This is a genomic window from Aquimonas voraii (assembly GCF_900101825.1).
GTDB lineage: Bacteria > Pseudomonadota > Gammaproteobacteria > Xanthomonadales > Xanthomonadaceae > Aquimonas > Aquimonas voraii.
The window spans coordinates 999,468-1,018,361 of record NZ_FNAG01000001.1 but is presented as its reverse complement, the minus strand read 5'-3'; the positions used below and the strand labels follow the sequence as shown (position 1 = coordinate 1,018,361).

Here is an 18,894-nt window from a genome sequence, read left to right as displayed (position 1 = left end):
ATCAATGCTCGCCGTCGAGGAACTTCTCTGCGTCGAGCGCGGCCATGCAGCCGAAGCCGGCCGAGGTGATGGCCTGGCGGTAGACCTGATCGGCGACATCGCCGGCCGCGAATACGCCGTGCACCGACGTGGCGGTGGCCCCACCCTCGATACCGCTGCGGATCTTCAGGTAGCCGTTCTTCATCTCCAGCTGGCCCTCGAACAGCGAAGTGTTGGGCGCGTGGCCGATGGCCACGAACACCCCGGTAAGCGCGAGGTCACGGCTGCTGCCGTCCTCGCGGCTCTTAATGCGCAGGCCGGTGATGCCGCTGTCGTCGCCAAGGAACTCCTCGACCTCGTGGTTCCAGACGATCTCGACCTTGCCGGCCTTTTCCTTGGCGAACAGTTTGTCCTGCAGGATCTTCTCGGCGCGGAACTTGTCGCGGCGGTGGACCACGGTGACCTTGCGGCAAATGTTCGACAGATACAGGGCCTCTTCGACCGCGGTGTTGCCGCCGCCGATCACGGCGACGTCCTGGTCGCGGAAAAAGAAGCCGTCGCAGGTCGCGCAGGCCGAGACGCCGCGACCCTTGAAGGCGTCTTCCGAGGGCAGGCCGAGGTACTTGGCGGTGGCGCCGGTGGCGATAATCAGGGCATCGCAGGTGTAGACGCCCGAGTCACCCGTGAGGGTAAACGGGCGCTTGGACAGATCGGCCGTGTGGATGTGGTCGAACACGACTTCGGTTTCAAAGCGCTCGGCGTGCGCTTGCATGCGGGCCATCAGGTCAGGACCCATCAGGCCATGGGCGTCGCCCGGCCAGTTGTCGACCTCGGTGGTGGTCATCAGCTGGCCACCCTGCTGCAGGCCGGTGATGACGACGGGTTTCAGGTTGGCGCGGGCGGCGTAGACGGCGGCCGTCCAGCCGGCCGGGCCGGACCCCAGGATCAGCAGCGGACAGTGACGGACGGGCAGGGGGGATGCGCTCATGGGATCTCCGCCGCGGGCGCGGCATTGCAGAGGAAGGGGGAGGGTCGACCCCATCGGGTTGACCTGACCAGCCCGCAAGGATGGGGGTTGCTCCTGAGTCGATCAAGCTGCCGTTCGCTGGGCTGTCATGAAGCGCAAGCCCTGCGGAGGGCAGGTGTAGAATCGACGCCCGTCAATGTGGCGAAACCCAAGGATCCGCGCACCTGTGTCACGAGCGAAGGAAGACTCCCGCAAGCCGGTGATTGCCGAGAACCGTCGTGGCCTCTGGCGCGAAGCGCTGATCCTGCTGCTGGCGCCGGTGCTGCTCTACGTGCTGGCCTGCCTGTGGACTTGGAGCCCGCAGGATCCAGGCTGGTCGCGCGCTGGCGAGATCACCGGCGAAATCCGCAATTTCGGCGGTCTGGCCGGCGCCACCTTCGCCGACCTGCTGTTCTCCTTCTTCGGTCTGACCGCTTACTTCGTGCCGGTGCTGGCCGGCATCATCGCGGCGGTCGCCCTCCGACCGCGCGCGGCTGACGAAGAGACTCCGCTCACGCCGGCCCTGCGCCTGATCGGTGTGGTCGGCTTCCTCGTCGCCAGCTCCGCCATGGCCGCGCTGCACTACACCGACTGGGGCAGCGATCTGCCGATGCAGGCCGGCGGCCTCTTGGGCAGTCTCGTCGGCTCGGCGCTGACCCGCGGCATCGGCTTCGCCGGCGGCAGCCTGTTCCTGCTCGCACTCCTGCTGCTGTCGATCACCCTCGCCACGGGGCTGTCCTGGCTCGGCCTGATGGATCGATTGGGTCGCGGCGTGCTGTGGCTGGCCGAGCGCGGGCGCAAGCAGGTGCATGCCGCCAGCGAATACCGTGTTGCCCGCGCGGCGATCACCGAGCGCGAGGAAGTGCGCCGCGAGGAGAAGGTGAAGCGCGCCAAGCGCGAGCCCGTGCGTATCGAGCCGCAGCCGCCGGCGCCCGAACGCAGCGAGCGCGCCCAGCGCGAGCAGCAGATCCCTTTGTTCACCGTCTCGCTGGGTGAGAACGGTGCACTGCCGCCGCTGTCGCTGCTGGATGATCCCAAGCCGCAGCCCAAGGGCTACTCCGACGAGGCCCTGGCCACGCTGTCGCGGCAGATCGAATTCAAGCTCAAGGACTTCCGCATCGAAGTGCAGGTGGTCGGCGTCTATCCGGGGCCAGTCATCACCCGCTTCGAGATGGAGCCCGCGCCCGGCATCAAGGGCAGCCAGATCTCCTCGCTGGACAAGGACATCGCCCGCGGCCTGTCGGTGAAGTCGGTGCGCGTGGTCGACGTCATTCCGGGCAAATCGGTGATTGGCCTGGAGATCCCCAACGCCAACCGCGAAATCATCTACCTGTCGGAGATCCTGCGCTCGAAGGAGTACGACAAGATCAGCTCGCCGCTGGCACTGGCGCTCGGCAAGGACATCGGCGGTCGCCCAACGGTGGTCGACCTGGCCCGCATGCCGCACCTGCTGGTCGCCGGTACCACCGGCTCGGGCAAGTCGGTGGCGCTGAACGCCATGGTGTTGAGCCTGCTGTACAAGGCCACCGCCAACGACGTGCGCATGCTGATGATCGACCCGAAGATGCTGGAGCTCTCGGTCTACGAGGGCATCCCGCATCTGCTGGCGCCGGTGGTCACCGACATGAAGGAAGCCGCCAACGGCCTGCGCTGGTGCGTGGCCGAGATGGAGCGCCGCTACAAGCTGATGGCCGCGGTCGGCGTCCGCAATCTGGCCGGCTTCAACAAGAAGGTGCGCGACGCCATCGACGCGGGCCAGCCGCTGATGGACCCGCTGTTCAAGCCGAACCCGGAACTGGGTGAGGCGCCGCGCGCACTGGAGACCTTGCCCTACCTCGTCGTGATCATCGACGAGTTCGCCGACATGATGATGATCGTCGGCAAGAAGGTCGAAGAGTTGATCGCGCGTCTCGCGCAGAAAGCGCGTGCTGCCGGCATTCACCTCATCCTCGCCACCCAGCGGCCTTCGGTCGATGTCATCACCGGCCTGATCAAGGCCAATATTCCGACGCGCATCGCTTTCCAGGTCAGCTCCAAGATCGACTCGCGCACGATCCTCGATCAGTCCGGCGCCGAGACCCTGCTGGGCCATGGCGACATGCTCTACCTGCCGCCCGGCACGGCCATGCCGGACCGCGTGCACGGCGCCTTCGTCAGCGACGAGGAAGTGCATCGGGTGGTCGAACACCTGCGCCAGATCAGCGGCGGCCCTGACTACCTGGAAGGCGTGCTCGACGAGGTGCAGACCCTCGGCGACGGTGTGGTGGTCGGCGCCACGGGCTTGCCGGAGGAGTTCAAGTCCGGTGACCCCGAGGCCGACGCGCTCTACGACCAGGCGGTGCAGGTGGTGATGGAAACCCGCCGCGCCTCGATCTCCGGCGTGCAGCGCCGGCTGAAGATCGGCTACAACCGCGCGGCGCGCCTGATCGAGGCCATGGAAGCCGCCGGCATCGTCAGCCCGCCCGAGCACAACGGCGACCGCACGGTGCTGGTGCCGCCGCGCGGCGACTGAAGTTCCTCGAAGCCTTTTCGCCTGTCAGGCATCGATTAAGCGCGCGCGGTCCAGACTCCGCGCGCCTCCCACCCAAATGGACTTGCGCCCATGCGCTTCATCGCTGCCTGCGTTCTCAGCCTCGTCTCGCTGCCCCTGTTCGCTGCGGACGCCGAGGCGGTCATCGACGGCTTCACTGCCGGTCTCAGCGGCCTTCAGGGGCGCTTCGAGCAGCAGGTGCTGGACCAGAACGGCACGCTCAAGGAGCAGACCAGCGGCAGCATCGCACTGGCGGTGCCGCGCCAGCTGCGCTGGGAGTACGAGACCCCGTTTCCGCAGCTGATCGTCGCTGACGGCGAGCACCTCTTCATCTACGACCCGGACCTGGAGCAGGTGACGGTGCGCCGGCAGATCGAGGACGAGCAGCAGAGTCCGCTGCTGGCGCTGATCGACCCTGAAGAGCGGCAGCGGCAGTTCAACTCGAAGAGTGCGGGCCGGCGCGACGGGCTGGAGTGGATCGAGCTGGAATCCAAGCTGGCGGACGCCCAGATCCGCACCGCGCTGCTGGGCATCGACGGACAGACCCTGGCGCGCATGGAGTTCATCGATTCGCTGGGTCAGCGCACGCGCATCAGCTTCAGCGAGTGGCAGCGCAATCCGCGTTTCGAGGCGGGCTTCTTCCGCTTCCAGGTGCCGGCGAATGCCGACGTCGTGGGCGATTACACGCCCTCTGCAGAGGTGCTGCCGCTGGGGGAGTGAGGCGAGGCGGCCATTCGCTGCCGTGCTTAGAAAGCGGGATGGGGCGAGCGTTTCGCGGAACGCACACGGCAGATCGAAGGCGCGCTTCGAGAGGTGGATGCGGCGAGCCTTCAGCTCCGGTGGGCCAGGCCCACCCTATGCAGCAGCTTGTCTGACGCGGTCCTAGGTATGCGTGAGCACGGAGCGGAGACGCCGAGTCGACGTTGGAACTACACGCTCAACCCGACGAGTCCCTTCCCGGCCCTCGCGCGCAGCGCTCGGGCGTTCGATGGCTCGCGCGGCAGTGCCGCGCAAGCGAGCCATCTCGCCCCCAATCCCGGCCTTTCTCAGAACCGCCCTTCGAAGAGCTCGCGCCCGATCAGCATTCGACGGATCTCGTTGGTGCCGGCGCCGATCTCATAGAGCTTGGCGTCGCGCAGCAGGCGACCCGTCGGGTAGTCGTTGATGTAGCCGTTGCCGCCCAGGGTCTGGATGGCCTCCAGCGTCACCTTCACCGCCGACTCGGAGGAATGCAGCAGGCAGCTGGCGGCATCGACGCGCGAGCGCACGCCGCGGTCGTACTCGCGGGCCACCGAGTAGGCGAAGGCGCGCGAGGACTGCAACGCCGTGTACATGTCGGCGATCTTGGCCTGCATGATGCCGAAGCGGCCGATCGGCGAATCGAACTGGCGGCGCTCGCGCACATAGGGCAGGACGATGTCCATGGCCGCCTGCATCAGGCCGATCGGCCCGCCGGAAAGCACCAGGCGCTCGCTGTTCAGGCCGGACATCAGCACCTTGACGCCGAGGTGCACTTCGCCGAGCACGTTGGCGGCCGGGATCTCGCAGTTGTCGAACACCAGCTCGCAGGTGTTGCTGCCGCGCATGCCCAGCTTGTCCAGCTTCTGCGCGGTGCGGAAGCCCTTCATGCCCTTCTCGATCAGGAAGGCGGTCATGCAGCGCGAGCCCTCCGACTTGTCGGCGGTGCGCATGTAGACGATCAGCACGTCGGCGTCGGGGCCGTTGGTGATCCACATCTTGTTGCCGTTGGCGATCCAGGTGTCACCGTGCAACTCGGCGCGGCAGGCCATCGAGCCGACCACGTCGGAGCCAGCACCCGGCTCGCTCATCGCGAGCGCACCCACGAACTCGCCGCTGCAGAGCTTGGGTAGAAAGCGCGCGCGCTGCTCGGGCGTGCCATGGTTGTAGAGGTTCTGCACACAGAGGTTGCTGTGCGCGCCGTAGGACAGGCCCACCGAGCCGGAGGCGCGGGAGATCTCCTCCATCGCCACAAGGTGGGCGAGATAGCCCATCTCCGAGCCGCCGTACTCGCCTGGCAGGGTGATGCCGAGCAGTCCCATCTCGCCGAGCTTGCGCCACAGGTCCACCGGGAACGCGTTGTCGCGGTCGATGGCTTCGGCGCGCGGGGCGATCTCGGCGGCGGCGAAACGCGCCACGGCTTCGCGCAGGCTGTCGATGTCTTCGCCGAGTTCAAAGGCTCGCATGGGCTGGCTCCGATGGGTCTGCGTGCAGCGCCGACAGGCGTGCACAAGGCGTTGTAAGGAAGACGGGCAGGGATCTGACGCGATGAGCATGCCGCAGCGGGCATGCGCATCGCGTCATCGCGCCAGGGCGGATCAGCCGTTGCGCATGCGGCCCAGGAAGCGCGGCGCCGAGTTGCCCATGTGCGGCAGCTTGACCTTGCCGATGGCGACGATGCGCTCTTCGGCCATCCGGTCGGCGGCCTTGTAGGTCGGGATGTTGTCGCGGGCGCTGATCTCGAAGATGCGGCCGAGGTTGTAGTAGATCGTCCGCATCATGCGCATGGCGCGTTCGCGGTTGTAACCGTCGATCTCCAGCGAGACATTCATCAGGCCGCCTGCGTTGACCGCGTAGTCCGGCGCATAGAGCACGCCGCGACGGTGCAGTTCGTCGCCGATGCCGTCATTGGCCAACTGGTTGTTCGCCGCGCCACAGATGATCCCGGCCTTGATGCGGTCGATGGTCTTGTCGTTGAGGGTGCCGCCCAGCGCGGTCGGCGAGAACACGTCGGCCGGCACGTCGTAGATCTCGTCAAGCCCCACAGCCTCGCAGCCGAACTCCTCGACCGCGCGCGCCACGGCCTTCTGGTTGATGTCGGTGACGTAGACCTTGGCGCCGCGCTCGCGCAGCAGCTTGACGAACTCCATGCCGACATGGCCCACGCCCTGCACGGCGTAGCTCAGCTTGCCGACTTCCTCATGGCCGAGCTTGACGTGCATCGCCGCCATCAGCCCCTGCAGGGTGCCGTAGGCGGTGAAGGGCGAGGGGTCGCCCGAGCCACCGTGGACCTGGTGCACGCCGGTGACGAACTCGGTTTCCTTCAGCACATACTCCATGTCGTTGACGTCGATGCCAACGTCCTCGGCGGTGATGTAGCGGCCGTTCAGCGAGTTGACAAAGCGGCCGAAGGCGCGGAACAGGGCCTCCGACTTGTCCTTGTTGGGGTCGCCCCAGATTACGGCCTTGCCGCCGCCGAGGTTCAGGCCCGACACCGCGGCCTTGTAGGTCATGCCCCGCGACAGACGCAGGACGTCATTCAACGCTTCCTCGTCACTCGCGTAATTCCACATGCGGGTGCCACCCAGAGCCGGACCCAGAACGGTGTTGTGGATGGCGATGATGGCCTTCAGGCCGGCATCGGCGTTGTGGCAGAACACGACCTGCTCATGGCCGGTGCGCGACAGGGTTTCGAAGATCATTGCAGACTCCGGTGGGGCGGGGGCGGCCCGTTGCGTGGAAACGCCCGGATACGCAATCGGATCCGGGAAGCCGCGCATTCTAGCCCGGACATTCGCCGGCTACACCCTGCGCTGCAGCGCAAACTTGCGCTGCAAGGATGTCGGTTTCCGTCGACTTTCTCCGTACGTTTGCGTACACCTGCGCTTTTCTGACGATGCGCCCGGTGATTCCCCCAGTCCCCACGGAGTTCCCCATGAACCGACCGCTGTCCCTGCTGTGCTGTATCGCTTTCGCCAGTCTCGGCGCCGACGCCGCCCTCGCCGACGCTCGCGACGAAGTCGTGGCCGCATGGCAGAAGACCCTCGACCACGGCAGCTACCGCATGCGCATGGAGGTCGAAAGCCGTGGCCGCACCACCACGCAGGAAATGGACGTGCAGCTGCCGTCGAGCTTCCACATGCGCTCGCCCGATAGCGAGATGATCCTGCTGCCGCAAGGCACCTGGATGCGCGTGAACGGCAACTGGATGCAGATGCCGATGAACATGTCGCGCATGGTCGAGGCCTACAGCGCCGAGGCCATCGAAGAGGGCAAGCGCGGCCTGGCCGAGGTCGAGCGAATCGGCGAAGGCATGGTCGAAGGCTGCGATGCGGTCAGCTACCGCTACACCACCCGGGGCAAGTTCATGGGCGTGTCCAGCGACAGCACCACCGAAATGGCGGTGTGCAAAGACAGTGGCCTGCCGCGCCAGCTGACCTCGACCAGTGGCAAGCGCCGTAAGGACAGCGTCCGCATCGTCTACGACTTCGAGACCCCGATCGACATCCGCCCGCCGCGCTGATGACGGCGCTCGGGCGCCTACTCCTCGGGGCCGAGTTCACGATCGATGTAGCGGTGGATCTCGGTCTCGATGGGCCCGCGCAGGGCCGACAACAGGAAACCAAGCTGGACGACGATGTCGACCTTGCCGCGACCGAGCGCGATGTTGCCGTTCACCCCCATGCGCTCGAAGTGGAGGGTGTTGCCCTCCCAGGCGTATTCGACAGCGAACTTCTCCGCCAGCTTTTCGGCGACGTGCTCGATGGCCACCCGCGCGTCCTTCAGGGTTCGCGTGTGGCGGCGGGAGATCTGGATGCTCGGCATGTTGGCGGGGTTCGTCGATCAGGAACAGGAAGGGCGAGGGCTCGATCGGCAGAGACGGGCGAGGACGTGGGCCGGCGTGCGCTGAGAGTGTGCAGAGTAAGCGCGCCGCCCTCGCAAGTGCCAGCCGCGCAGCCCGCCCCCGCCCCTGCCGTGCGTCGCTAGATGGCGGGCGAGGCACGCGTTAGGATGCCGCATGCGCTTCACTTTCCCCAACGGCGAGCATGCCGACCTCGAACTGACACGCGGCAGCCTCAGCATTGGTTCGGAGGCCGGGGATACGGTCTGCCTGCCTTCGGCGGGCTTGCTGCCAGGACACGCGCGCATCGAGCTTCAGCCTGAGCGAAGGCTTTGCGCGCTGCGGCTCGCTCCGGGCGCGTTGGCTTATCTCAATGCGCGACCGGTTCGCAGTCTGGCGCTGTTGCGGGCAGGTGACGTTCTGACGCTCAATCGCGTGCGTGTGCAGATTCTCGGGTCGATCGCCAACGCTCCGCTGCCGCCCGCGGGACAGATGGGCGACGGAGCGCGTCCGGGAGGACCTCGCGTGGTACTCCGCGGCGTCTGCGGACCCTACTTCGGGCGTAGCTTCGGTTTCGCGCCCAGCCTGAGCATCGGCCGCAGCGAGCGGGCGGATCTTTGCCTTGACGACGACGGCCTCGCGCCCATCCAGGTGCGCCTGCATTGGTACGGTGACCGCTGTCTGGTGCAGTCGGAATCGAACCTCCAGCCGGCGCCTTTCGAACTCAACGGGCATCCGCTCGTGGCGGGCTGGATGCTTCCCGGCGACCAATTGCGGGTGGGGACTGCACGTTTCGTGCTGGAAGCGCCAGGTCTGCGCCCGGGGCGACGGGAAGACCCGCACACGCCCGTTAGGCCCATGCGCTCGACTGAAGTAGCGCAGGCTGCCGTATCGGCAGCGCCTGCCAGCTCGGCCGTCGCGGCCAGGGAGGCAGCGCGCGGATTCAACTTCCTCTGGCTGATTGCAGCCGCCGCAGCCATTGCCGGGGCCTTGATCGCCCTGTTCCTGTACGCCCCGCACTGAAGCCGCCCTGCCCTCAGCGGGCAGCGGGCGGTTCGTTGGCGATTTCGGGATCGGTAACCGCGCGCCGCGCCAATTGCGCCTCGCGGTGGGCGATGTAGGCGTTTGCCAGGAAGATGATGCCGGCGCCGACCACGATCCAAGCGTCGAGATGCTCCTCGAACAGCAGATAGCCTGCCGTGGCCACAATCGGCACCTGTAGGAAACTGATGGGCGTGAGCATGGACGCGTCGCCGAGCTGCAGAGCGCGCGCCCAGAACATGTGCCCGGCGGTGCCGAAGAAACCGGCAAGCACAATCCACAGCCAGGTGATGCCCTGCGGGTTCTCCCAGACCCACAGCGCGGGGACAAGCGACAGCGGCACCCACAGCAGGGTGGTGTAGAGCACGATCGCGTCGGGCTTCTCGGTGCGCGAGAGGAACTTGATGCTGATCGCCACCGCCGCACTCAGCGCCGCCGCCAACAGGGCGACCAGTACGCCCGGACTGAACTCCGCGCCCGGCCGCAAGATGAGGATGACGCCGACGAAACCCAGGGCCACCGCAGTCCAGCGCCGTGCGCGCACCACCTCGCCAAGGACCAGCACGGCGCCGATGGTCACAAACAGGGGTGTCGAGTAGGACAGCGAAACCGCCTGCGCCAGCGGCAGGTTCACGATGGCCCAGAAGCCGCAAAGCATCGAGATGATGCCGATCGTCGAACGAAAGAAATACAGCGGGAGTTTCGAGGTCTTGAGCAGGCCGGGGCCATGGCGCAGCAGCAGGGGCAGGGCGAACACCAAGCCGAACAGGTTGCGGAAGAACGCGATCTCGAAGGGATGCAGCTGCGCCGAAGCAAGCCGGATGACCACTGCCATGCAGCCGAACAGGCAGGCGCTGGCCAGCATCAGCAGCACTGCCCGCCACACCTGGGCCGAAGCGAGCGCGCCAGCGCTCACGGGCTTGGACTCTCGACGGCCGCGCCCATCCCACCCAGGATGACCGGCTCCGGCTCAAGCCGGACTCCGAATCGCTGCCGCACGCGCTCGCGCACGTCCTCGGCGAGCTCGAAGAGTTCGCGCCCGCAGGCTGCCCCGTGGTTGACCAGCACGAGGGCATGCTGGTCCGAGACGCCGGCATCGCCATGCCGCAGCCCCTTGCAGCCCGCGCGCTCGATCAGCCAGCCCGCGGACAGCTTGCTGAAGCCCGGTCGGGTGCCCGGATAGACGGGAAGGCCTGGATGCTCGGCAGCGAGGACGGCCGCGCTCGCGTCCGGCAGCTCCGGGTTCTTGAAGAAGCTGCCTGCATTGCCGACTTGAGCCGGGTCGGGCAGCTTGCGCCGACGGATCGCGCGCACCGCGTCCGCCACCTGCCCGGGGGTCGTCGGTTCGCCATCGCCGAAGGCTTCGCGCAGGCCGGCGTAGCCAAGCTTCGGCTGCGCGCTGCGCAGCAGGTGCAGGGCGATGCGGGTGATGATCCAGCGACCGCGCTCGGCCTTGAACCGGCTGTCGCGATAGCCGAGCGCGAGTTCCTCCCTGGGCAAGCGCCGCAAGCTCATGTCGCCCAGGTCCAGCGCCTCGACCCAGGCCAGACGATCCCCCAGCTCCACGCCGTAAGCGCCGATGTTCTGCACCGGCGCCGCGCCCGCGCTGCCTGGAATCAGCGCGAGGTTCTCGACGCCCCACAGGCCATCGCGGCAGGCGAAGCTGACCACGGCATCCCATGGCTCGCCGGCCGCCGCCTGCAGTTCGACGCGATCTCCGTCCAGCGGCGTGATCGAGAGACCCAGCAGGGCCGGCTGGATCACCGGCACATCGAGATCGCCCAGGATCAGCAGGTTGCTGCCCCCTCCGAGGACGAAGGGCACGACGTGCCGAGCCTGGCAGTCCGCCGCGGCCTCTATCAGGGCATCGACGTTCTCCACCCGGCAGAAGCGCCGGGCGCGTGCGCGCACATGGAAGGTGTTGAGGTCGGCGAGTTCGACATCGCTGCGCCAGGCCACCGCTGCGCTCATCGAGACAGGCCGCGCACAGGCTGCTCGCGGCGGCGCCGGATCGCCTCCACGCACTGTCGGATGAGGATCGGCCCTCGGTAGACGAAGCCCGTGTAGAGCTGGACGAGGGTGGCGCCGGCGGTGATCTTGCCGACCGCATCCGCACCGGTGTGGATGCCACCCACTCCGATCAGCGGGATCGAGGCCGGAAGGTGGGATCGCAAATGACGCAGAACCCAGGTCGAGCGGCCATACAGTGGCCGCCCTGACAGGCCGCCGGCTTCCTTGGCCAGCGGGTGCGCCTCGACCGGCAGGCGATCCACCGTGGTGTTGGTGGCGATCACACCATCAACCCGGGCAGCCGCCAGGATCAGGCCCATGCGTTCGATCTGCTCGTCGCTCAGGTCGGGAGCGACCTTGATGAGAATCGGGGTGCGTCGGCGATGCTTGGCGGCAAGGCGCTCCTGCGCCTCACGCAGCTGGCTCAACAGGCGGTGCAGCTCGTCCGCGCTCTGCAGGTCGCGCAGGCCCGCGGTGTTGGGCGAGGAAATGTTGACGGTGACGTAGCTCGCCACCGGGAACACGCGCTCCAGGCAGTAGAGGTAGTCTTCGAAGGCACGCTCGTTGGGCGTGTCCTTGTTCTTGCCGATGTTGATGCCAAGCACGCCGCGGTAGCGGCTGCGTTCGACGTTGGCCAAGAGCGTGTTGACACCCTCGTTGTTGAAGCCCATCCGGTTGATGACCGCGGCGTGCGAGCGCAGGCGGAACATGCGCGGCTTCGGGTTGCCTTCCTGCGGGCGCGGCGTGGTGGTGCCGATCTCGATGTAGCCGAAACCCAGAGCCCCCAGCGCGTCGATGTGGCTGCCGTTCTTGTCGAGGCCAGCCGCGAGCCCGACCGGATTCGGAAACTCGAGGTCCCAGAGTTTCACCGGCAGCGGCTTGGAACGCTGCGCGACCAGGGGGTTCAGGCCCAGTCGATAGAGCGAGGAGAGCCCGGAAAGCGCGAGGTCATGGGCGCGTTCGGCGTCCATCATCATCAGCAGCGGGCGGGCGAAGGTGTACATGGAGAGGTTTCCGAACTTGGAGCCGGCAAAGGGAGACTGACGCAGCCAGGGCGTCCCACCCGAAGGAACACAAACCCACAACCGGGAAACGGGGCCGGAACCCCTCGATAGCGCCCGCTCCCCGTCGAGCGCCCGACCCGCCATCGGGGCGGGACCTCGAAGGCCCCGCCCCGGCCAGCTAGCTCAATCGATGTCGAAGCGGATGCCCTGTGCCAGAGGTAGGGCGTTCGAGTAGTTGATCGTGTTCGTCTGGCGACGCATGTAGACCTTCCACGCATCCGAACCCGACTCGCGACCGCCACCGGTCTCCTTCTCACCGCCGAAGGCGCCGCCGATCTCGGCGCCCGAGGTGCCGATGTTGACGTTGGCGATCCCGCAGTCAGAACCCGCTGCCGAGAGGAACTGCTCGGCCGCCTTCAGGTTCTGGGTGAAGATCGAGGACGACAGGCCCTGCGGCACCCCGTTCTGCATCTCGATGGCCTCGTCCAGCGTCTTGAACTTCATGACGTACAGGATCGGCGCGAAGGTTTCGTGCTGCACCACCTCGTCGCTGTTCTTCAGCCCGGTGATGATGGTCGGCAGCACGAAGTTGCCGGGGCGGTCGATGGCGGCACCGCCGGTCTCGACCTTGCCGCCGCTGGCCTTGGCCTTCTCGATCGCGGCCAGGAACTGCTGCACGGCGCCACGGCTGTTGAGCGGCCCCATCAGGTTGGCCGGGTCGGTGGGATCGCCGATCTTGCCCTCGACCTGCTTGTAGGCCTTGACCAGGGTGGCCAGAACGGTGTCATAGATCGATTCGTGCACCAGCAGGCGGCGGGTCGTGGTGCAGCGCTGGCCGGCGGTACCCACCGCACCGAACACGATGCCGGGGATGGCCAGCTTCAGGTCGGCGGTCTCATCCAGGATGATGGCGTTGTTGCCGCCCAGCTCCAGCAGGCTGCGGCCCATGCGGCGCGCTACGCGCTCACCCACCGTGCGGCCCACTTCGGTGGAGCCCGTGAAGCTGATCAGCGGGATGCGACGGTCGTCGACGAAGCGCTGGGCCAGCTCGATGCCGGCGTCGTTGATCAGGAAGAAGATGTCCGGGAAGCCGGCTTCGCGCAGGGCTTCGTTGCAGATCTTCATCGAGGCGATCGCGGTCAACGGTGTCTTGTTGGACGGCTTCCAGATGCAGATGTCGCCGCAGATCGCCGCGAGGAAGGAGTTCCACGCCCAGACCGCCACGGGAAAATTGAAGGCACTGATGATTCCGACCAGGCCGAGCGGGTGATACTGCTCGTACATGCGATGGCCGGGGCGCTCCGAGTGCATGGTGTAGCCGTAGAGCATGCGGCTCTGGCCCACCGCGAAGTCGGCGATGTCGATCATCTCCTGGACTTCGCCGTCACCCTCTGGCTTGCTCTTGCCCATCTCCAGCGCGACCAGCGAGCCGAGCGCGTCCTTGTGGCGTCGCAGCGCCTCGCCGCACAGGCGCACGGCCTCGCCACGACGCGGGGCAGGGGTGGTCCGCCAGGTCTTGAAGGCGGCCTGCGCGCGGGCGATCACCGTCTCGTAGTCGCTTTCGCTGCTGGCGTGCACTTCGGCGATCAGCGCGTTGGTGGTCGGATTGATCGACTGCAGCACGCCGGCATCGTTGGTGGTCGACCATTCGCCGTTGCCAAGATAGGTGCCGGAATTGACGGCGGACAGGCCGAGGGCCTGCAGCAGCTGGGAGCTCATGCGGAATACCTGCGAAGGAAACGAAGAGGGCGCCGGCGACCCGAGCGGGCGCGGCTGATGTTGCAGTTTACTACAGCCCTGCCGGCAACCCTGTTCGCTCCGCGATGCTGCCGACCATGGCAGAATCCGCGACTTCAGCCCCCGTAGCTCAGCTGGATAGAGCGTCCCCCTCCTAAGGGGAAGGTCGTGCGTTCGAATCGCGCCGGGGGCGCCAGTGCTCGCCGAGCCGCCGCAGAGGGGCGCATTCCTTTCCGTGCCGGCATCTCCGTGCCGGCATCGCGGCGGGCTCTCTTCAGCGCCCCCCCATCGGCGAATCTCGTGGTGCCTGAACCTCGGTCGTCCGCGGTCGGTCAGACTTCGCGGTCCAGCGCGGTCGGTCAGACTTCGCGGTCCAGTTCGCACTTGACACGCGTCAAGGCAACCTCGCGGGCTAGGTGCAAGCTTGTGGCCACACTTTCTGGAGTCATGCCATGGCTGCTGCGCGCGCTTTTGCCTTGCTTGCGATCGGCTTCGGTTCGACCGCGTTTCCGTGCCTCGCGCTTGCCCAGAACATCGAGCGCAGTTGTTCAGCGGGGTATCGCCTGCATCTCAGCGTGATCGAATCGGCTGACGGCGGCACACGCGTTCCCGTCACCGAGGTCATCGGCGGAGTGGCCAACCGGGATGGCTCGTTCGGCTTTTCCGCCACCCGAGGCTGCGGGGCCACGGTGCCCAATCGATGCCGACGGCGGGCCAGCGAGGCGCTGATGGCATGCATGGCCGCGCACGCGGCCACACCTGGGGAGCGACCGGCGGCCTGTGGCTCGGGAGGAATCAGCGCCTATCAGATCGCTGACCTGGGAAAGACCATCACCCGCACCGTGTGCAGCTATCTCATGTCGCAGGGATTCCAGGTGCCCAAACCCTATGCGATCGATGTGACGATCAAGGGCTCGGTCTACGGTGACGACGGTTGCGGGGGTGGCGACCGCAACAGCCTTGAGCGTGATCTTGCTGCCATGCGGGTCACCTGTGACTGATCGATCCCCAAGGCACCGCTGACGCGACCTGACATCGACCGCCGTCCACGCAAGCAGTCGAACCGAGGGCAACAAAAAACCGGCCGCGAGGGCCGGTTTTCCGATGAAATCTTGGTGGCGGAGTGTACCTCGGGCACGAACCCGTCTTATCCAGCAGCGGGGAAACCCGCGGCGGTCGTTGCAGAACAGGGGAAATCCGAGGCGACACTGCGTCTTCCCACCACGACCGCGTACATGCGTGGCTTTCGATGGTCGTGGGTTCGATCCTCAACTCGGCATTCGAACCCGCACTACGACTGCACGACCTACGGGCGAAACATCAAGCCGCCGTGTCGCTGTTGGATCGCATCGTTGACTGTCAGACCGCCTTTCGGACGTAGGCCGTCGTTGTACCGGTAGCTCAGTGCCTTGATCCTTGGCGCGTAGAGTTTGCGGATGTCTTCGTCACGGGCGTGGACATGGACGCTATTTATGTAGCCTGGGCGGTACGTGCTGGTTGCCATCGGGCTGAGCACGGAAGAGCAAAGGAAATCGGTAATCTGAAGCGCAACGTGGTTCTCGCTATGGCCGAAGGTTGGCATCTCCAAGATGCGGTCGTAGGCATCGCCCGTTGCCTTGAACTTCTGCGTGAACACCGAGTGCGACACAACCGAGTTGAGTGCGGGCGTGCGCGAATCGGCAACCATGAAACCTCGTGAGTCTTGGACGGCCAAGAAGTGCTGGAACGAAGCACACAACGCCTGCACCGAGGATGTGTAGACGGCGCGGCCATTGAATGGACTCCCTGGGCCTTTGATGTAGATGCGAGCGACGAGCTTGGCGTTCGCCCGCTCCAGCAATCCGAGGACTCGGTCGAGGAATCCGTTTACTGCGCGTCGGCGGTTGCGGCCAGCACAACGCAGGTCACGCCTGAGGTCAGCACCTTTGATCTCACATTTCGCCAAGTCCAGCCATGGCGACGAAGCCGGTGCAAGTCCTGGGTTGAAGTGCCGTTTGAGCTGCAAGAAATCTCGCGTCAGCAAGGCCAGCTGCGACTGGGGAACGAACAAGGCCGCGATCACAAGGACCGGCTGAACGTCGGATGTCGCCGAGGGGAGCGCTCCAGGACAACCTGCTTCGTCGACGTAGCAAAGATGCATCAGGTTCCCCAGAAACAACTAAGGCCGCGTGAGCGGCCTTAGGATTTGTCGCCCAGGTTTCCCCAGTTCGACGGTTAGATGCAAGCATCTGACGACATGATGCGGGGAGTTGCGTGCAAAGTCAATGACTTGGTGCTGAACGCGCGGCAGGCTGACGTCAACTCAGACCATACGCGAAGGCTTGAGTTCAACTGCGAGATGTCGCACCGCGCACCCGGCTGCCTGCACGTCAGATCGGCCGCGTTCCGCGGCATGCAGGAAACCTGGAGCACCCGAGGAAGTCCGCCTTGGTCTGCCGTGCCGTGCGTCTGACCATGGGTGCCGCGCAGGTCGGGCAAGATTGTTCCGACGCCGCCAGTTGCGTCGTGGACGTGGCGACGCTGGGTGGAGATTGGCGCTGCACGCTCTGAACCAGCGCCAGCAACTCCGGGCCAGCGATCAACTCGATGGCCTTGCCCTCGGCGAAGGACTTGGCTTCGGGCGTGAAATCACCGGTGGTCACGATGATGACGGCGGCGGCCCGATGGTGCGTCAGTAGTCCGAACTGCTCGCGCACGACGGGTGCCCCCACACGTTGCGTGCGCCAGTGCTTGCACTGCACCAGGGTCATTTGGCCGTTGCGTCGCAGCACCAGATCAATCCCGCCGTCAGCGCCTCCCTGGCCGGTTTCGTCGACCTGGTAGCCCATTCGTCGATAGGCCTCGGAGACCAGCCTCTCCAGATCGCGCCAGCTCATGGCCCGAAGCGAATCGAGGCCAGACTGGGCTTCCAGTAGCTTCTGTCGTTGCTTCTGGCCGAAAAACGAGAACAAGGCCGCCAGCCAGCACAAGGCGGCGAGCAGCCAGAACAGCGGGTTGAGAGCGCCGCCGGCAAGCTGCTTCCCGATGGCCGCGAGATAGGGATTCTGCAGATTGCCGAGGACGGTCGCCAGGACCTCCGCTGCGATCAGCACCGCCACGCCGGCGATCAAGCCGACCGGCCACGGTGCGCGCGCCAGGACATCGAGTAGGAATGGGTTCCGACGCGCCATGCTTACCCGCAGACCCTCGTACTGATCGATCTGCGGATCGTCACGTCTGGTCGTCGACCTTGGCATCCGGCGCGTTGGCTTTGACCGACGCGATGCCGCCCTCGCGCGATGCTTCGGATTTGTACGTCTCGCTGGTGCCGATGACCTGGTGGTTGGCGGCTTTCAGGTTGAACATGAACTGGCCACCGGCCGCGGTCTTGCGCTCGTAACGCGCGTCGTCGGGCGCGTTCTTGCGAACCGACTCGATGCCGTTGAGCGCGGCCGCCTTCGACGAGTACATCTCGCTCTTGAGGATGGTCTCGCCGTTGCCCGCCTGCAGGCGGAAATACGTCTCGCCGTTGCTGGCGGTCTTCACCACGAACTTGCCGGCCATGCGTTTGCTCCTTCGCTGGAACCTGCAACTCTACCGCGATGCATACCCTGACACGACGTCAGGCGGCGTCAACACGGTCCACGCCCCACTCGCGTGGTCGCCAAAGTAGTCGCTGTTCGGGTGGTTCGATTCTCAAGCGCGGAATCGAGCAGGCCACCGTCGCACCATGAATGGACGGAAATGGGCGTCGGAGTGGTATGCGTCCGCCGCAACTTGGCCGTGTGCCGAAAGTTTCTATTTATCGTCGATACATTGTATTGGATGAAATAACGGAACATGCTTCGAGCCATGCCCGCCGACACACAAGCCCAACGTGTCCTTGATCTGGCCAGCCGGAAGGGGCTCCTGCGCGCCAGTGATCTGGATGTCATCGAGGTGCCCCGGGCCGTCCTGACGCGCATGACCGTCGCTGGCCTGCTGGACAAGGTCGGGCGTGGCCTCTACCGCCTGCCGAATCATCCGACGTCGGAGCACGAAAGCCTCGTGGTGGTGGCGGCCAAGGTGCCGCAGGCCGTGTTCTGCATGCTCACCGCATTGCAATTCCACGGGCTCACGACGCAACTGCCGCGCCAGGTCTGGATCGCTATGCCGCGCGGCAGCCACCCGCCCCGAATCGACTGGCCGCCGATTCGGATGGTGCAGATGACAGGCGACGTCCACGCCGCGGGCATCGAGGAACATCGGCGCGACGGCGTGAATCTGCGGGTCTACGGCGCGGCCAAGACGGTCGTGGACTGCTTCAAGCACCGCAACAAGATCGGGCTGGATGTGGCGATGGAGGCGCTGAAGGATGCCTGGAGGGCGCGAAAGGCCTCGGCGGATGACCTGTGGCGGTACGCAGGGTTTTGCCGGGTCGCCAACGTGATGCGCCCCTATATGGAGATGGTCGCCCACGAGTAATTGCGTGGCTTCGCTCCCATGAAGCGCCAGTTCGCGCGCGTGATCCTCCGGTCGCGCTGATCGGTCGCGGTTTCCAGTGGACATGCATGGAGACCCCGACGATGCCCCGACACTGTGCCGGTTGTAGCAAGACCTTCGAACCCCGCCCGCAAGTTCCCGACCAAGCCTACTGTTCCTCGCCCGAGTGCCAGCGGGCGCGCAAGCGCCAGTGGCAGAAAGACAAGCTGCGCACCGATTCCGACTATCAAGCCAATCAGCGTGCCGCGCAACGAGCGTGGTCGGCCAGAAACGGCGGCTACTGGCGAGACTGGCGACAGGCGCAGCAAGCGTCCGCCGCGAGAGATCGCGACAATTCCGCGGGGAGCGACGCGCCACGTCATGCGTCGCCGAGGATCGCGGCCAGTCGTGTAAAGATGGACGTGTCCGTCCTGCCGCGGGATCTCTACTGGATCAGCATGCGTCCCGATCTCCCCGGCAACAACGACGGTTCGTGGATCGTCGAGATCACACCGGTGGCGGCGGCTGACCGCGAAAGATGGACGCGTCAAGAGATGACGTGATCGAC

The 18,894-nt window shown here is 66.0% G+C and carries 17 protein-coding genes, 1 tRNA gene and 1 pseudogene; 8 read left to right on the top strand and 11 right to left on the bottom strand.

What is annotated here, in order from left to right; translation table 11 throughout:
• Position 1: 1 nt before the first annotated feature.
• The gene (gene trxB / locus BLP83_RS04400) at positions 2 to 967 is read right to left on the bottom strand and encodes a thioredoxin-disulfide reductase (protein ID WP_091239259.1); all 966 of its coding nucleotides are present in this window, start codon (positions 965 to 967) and stop codon (positions 2 to 4) included.
• Between the two features lie 175 nt (positions 968 to 1,142).
• On the opposite strand from trxB, the gene BLP83_RS04395 reads away from it, so the two are divergent.
• A complete protein-coding gene (locus tag BLP83_RS04395) occupies positions 1,143 to 3,497 on the top strand; it encodes a DNA translocase FtsK (protein ID WP_091239257.1) in 2,355 nt (784 codons plus the stop codon).
• 107 nt (positions 3,498 to 3,604) lie between these two features.
• Positions 3,605 to 4,235, top strand: a pseudogene (gene lolA / locus BLP83_RS04390) (outer membrane lipoprotein periplasmic chaperone LolA).
• Positions 4,236 to 4,561: 326 nt separating this feature from the next.
• Here the strand turns inward: lolA and BLP83_RS04385 are convergent.
• Positions 4,562 to 5,719, bottom strand: a complete 1,158-nt coding sequence (locus BLP83_RS04385; RefSeq protein WP_091239254.1) for an isovaleryl-CoA dehydrogenase — start codon at positions 5,717 to 5,719, stop codon at positions 4,562 to 4,564.
• A gap of 132 nt (positions 5,720 to 5,851) precedes the next feature.
• Positions 5,852 to 6,955 carry a Glu/Leu/Phe/Val dehydrogenase dimerization domain-containing protein gene (locus tag BLP83_RS04380; RefSeq protein ID WP_091239252.1) on the bottom strand — a complete coding sequence of 368 codons (1,104 nt, stop codon included), beginning with the start codon at positions 6,953 to 6,955 and terminating at the stop codon, positions 5,852 to 5,854.
• 233 nt (positions 6,956 to 7,188) lie between these two features.
• On the opposite strand from BLP83_RS04380, the gene BLP83_RS04375 reads away from it, so the two are divergent.
• Positions 7,189 to 7,776 (top strand): hypothetical protein, encoded by a 588-nt coding sequence (locus tag BLP83_RS04375; protein WP_091239251.1) that lies wholly within the window; start codon positions 7,189 to 7,191, stop codon positions 7,774 to 7,776.
• Positions 7,777 to 7,793: 17 nt separating this feature from the next.
• On the opposite strand, the gene BLP83_RS04370 is transcribed toward BLP83_RS04375, so the two are convergent.
• Positions 7,794 to 8,078 (bottom strand): polyhydroxyalkanoic acid system family protein, encoded by a 285-nt coding sequence (locus BLP83_RS04370; protein WP_091239249.1) that lies wholly within the window; start codon positions 8,076 to 8,078, stop codon positions 7,794 to 7,796.
• A 193-nt stretch (positions 8,079 to 8,271) separates the two neighbouring features.
• Here BLP83_RS04370 and BLP83_RS04365 point away from each other — a divergent pair, with 193 nt between their 5' ends.
• The gene (locus tag BLP83_RS04365) at positions 8,272 to 9,117 is read left to right on the top strand and encodes an FHA domain-containing protein (protein ID WP_091239247.1); all 846 of its coding nucleotides are present in this window, start codon (positions 8,272 to 8,274) and stop codon (positions 9,115 to 9,117) included.
• 13 nt (positions 9,118 to 9,130) lie between these two features.
• Here the strand turns inward: BLP83_RS04365 and BLP83_RS04360 are convergent, their stop codons facing one another.
• From BLP83_RS04360 to amaB, 4 genes are all read right to left on the bottom strand, one after another.
• Entirely contained in the window at positions 9,131 to 10,051 is a 921-nt protein-coding gene (locus BLP83_RS04360; protein ID WP_281187096.1) for a DMT family transporter, read from the bottom strand.
• Positions 10,048 to 11,106 carry a UDP-N-acetylmuramate dehydrogenase gene (gene murB, locus BLP83_RS04355; RefSeq protein WP_091239244.1) on the bottom strand — a complete coding sequence of 353 codons (1,059 nt, stop codon included), beginning with the start codon at positions 11,104 to 11,106 and terminating at the stop codon, positions 10,048 to 10,050. The genes BLP83_RS04360 and murB overlap by 4 nt, the downstream gene beginning before the upstream one ends.
• Positions 11,103 to 12,149, bottom strand: a complete 1,047-nt coding sequence (locus tag BLP83_RS04350) for a quinone-dependent dihydroorotate dehydrogenase (protein ID WP_091239241.1) — start codon at positions 12,147 to 12,149, stop codon at positions 11,103 to 11,105. The genes murB and BLP83_RS04350 overlap by 4 nt, the downstream gene beginning before the upstream one ends.
• Before the next feature lie 183 nt (positions 12,150 to 12,332).
• Entirely contained in the window at positions 12,333 to 13,868 is a 1,536-nt protein-coding gene (gene amaB / locus BLP83_RS04345; RefSeq protein WP_091239239.1) for an L-piperidine-6-carboxylate dehydrogenase, read from the bottom strand.
• 137 nt (positions 13,869 to 14,005) lie between these two features.
• Here amaB and BLP83_RS04340 point away from each other — a divergent pair.
• Positions 14,006 to 14,082: transfer RNA gene (locus BLP83_RS04340), tRNA-Arg, on the top strand.
• Positions 14,083 to 14,338: 256 nt separating this feature from the next.
• Positions 14,339 to 14,887, top strand: coding sequence for a hypothetical protein (locus BLP83_RS04335; RefSeq protein ID WP_091239236.1), 549 nt, complete (start codon positions 14,339 to 14,341; stop codon positions 14,885 to 14,887).
• A 305-nt stretch (positions 14,888 to 15,192) separates the two neighbouring features.
• On the opposite strand, the gene BLP83_RS04330 is transcribed toward BLP83_RS04335, so the two are convergent.
• From BLP83_RS04330 to BLP83_RS04320, 3 genes are all read right to left on the bottom strand, one after another.
• On the bottom strand, positions 15,193 to 16,026 hold the full coding sequence (locus BLP83_RS04330) for a DUF3800 domain-containing protein (protein WP_143006535.1): 834 nt from the start codon (positions 16,024 to 16,026) through the stop codon (positions 15,193 to 15,195).
• A 229-nt stretch (positions 16,027 to 16,255) separates the two neighbouring features.
• Positions 16,256 to 16,984: a restriction endonuclease gene (locus tag BLP83_RS04325; RefSeq protein WP_245679947.1), complete on the bottom strand. Its 729-nt coding sequence runs from the start codon at positions 16,982 to 16,984 to the stop codon at positions 16,256 to 16,258.
• A 112-nt stretch (positions 16,985 to 17,096) separates the two neighbouring features.
• Entirely contained in the window at positions 17,097 to 17,429 is a 333-nt protein-coding gene (locus BLP83_RS04320) for a YegP family protein (protein WP_091239229.1), read from the bottom strand.
• A gap of 288 nt (positions 17,430 to 17,717) precedes the next feature.
• On the opposite strand from BLP83_RS04320, the gene BLP83_RS04315 reads away from it, so the two are divergent.
• Positions 17,718 to 18,329, top strand: a complete 612-nt coding sequence (locus BLP83_RS04315) for a type IV toxin-antitoxin system AbiEi family antitoxin domain-containing protein (protein WP_091239228.1) — start codon at positions 17,718 to 17,720, stop codon at positions 18,327 to 18,329.
• Positions 18,330 to 18,415: 86 nt separating this feature from the next.
• A complete protein-coding gene (locus BLP83_RS04310; RefSeq protein WP_218121185.1) occupies positions 18,416 to 18,889 on the top strand; it encodes a hypothetical protein in 474 nt (157 codons plus the stop codon).
• Positions 18,890 to 18,894 lie beyond the last annotated feature (5 nt).

Coding starts and splice junctions, on each gene's coding strand:
- trxB (WP_091239259.1), bottom strand. CDS start 967: ATGAGCGCATCCCCCCTGCCCGTCCGTCACTGTCCGCTGCTGATCCTG.
- BLP83_RS04395 (WP_091239257.1), top strand. CDS start 1,143: ATGTGGCGAAACCCAAGGATCCGCGCACCTGTGTCACGAGCGAAGGAA.
- BLP83_RS04385 (WP_091239254.1), bottom strand. CDS start 5,719: ATGCGAGCCTTTGAACTCGGCGAAGACATCGACAGCCTGCGCGAAGCC.
- BLP83_RS04380 (WP_091239252.1), bottom strand. CDS start 6,955: ATGATCTTCGAAACCCTGTCGCGCACCGGCCATGAGCAGGTCGTGTTC.
- BLP83_RS04375 (WP_091239251.1), top strand. CDS start 7,189: ATGAACCGACCGCTGTCCCTGCTGTGCTGTATCGCTTTCGCCAGTCTC.
- BLP83_RS04370 (WP_091239249.1), bottom strand. CDS start 8,078: ATGCCGAGCATCCAGATCTCCCGCCGCCACACGCGAACCCTGAAGGAC.
- BLP83_RS04365 (WP_091239247.1), top strand. CDS start 8,272: ATGCGCTTCACTTTCCCCAACGGCGAGCATGCCGACCTCGAACTGACA.
- murB (WP_091239244.1), bottom strand. CDS start 11,106: ATGAGCGCAGCGGTGGCCTGGCGCAGCGATGTCGAACTCGCCGACCTC.
- BLP83_RS04350 (WP_091239241.1), bottom strand. CDS start 12,149: ATGTACACCTTCGCCCGCCCGCTGCTGATGATGATGGACGCCGAACGC.
- amaB (WP_091239239.1), bottom strand. CDS start 13,868: ATGAGCTCCCAGCTGCTGCAGGCCCTCGGCCTGTCCGCCGTCAATTCC.
- BLP83_RS04335 (WP_091239236.1), top strand. CDS start 14,339: ATGGCTGCTGCGCGCGCTTTTGCCTTGCTTGCGATCGGCTTCGGTTCG.
- BLP83_RS04330 (WP_143006535.1), bottom strand. CDS start 16,026: ATGCATCTTTGCTACGTCGACGAAGCAGGTTGTCCTGGAGCGCTCCCC.
- BLP83_RS04320 (WP_091239229.1), bottom strand. CDS start 17,429: ATGGCCGGCAAGTTCGTGGTGAAGACCGCCAGCAACGGCGAGACGTAT.
- BLP83_RS04315 (WP_091239228.1), top strand. CDS start 17,718: ATGCCCGCCGACACACAAGCCCAACGTGTCCTTGATCTGGCCAGCCGG.
- BLP83_RS04310 (WP_218121185.1), top strand. CDS start 18,416: ATGGAGACCCCGACGATGCCCCGACACTGTGCCGGTTGTAGCAAGACC.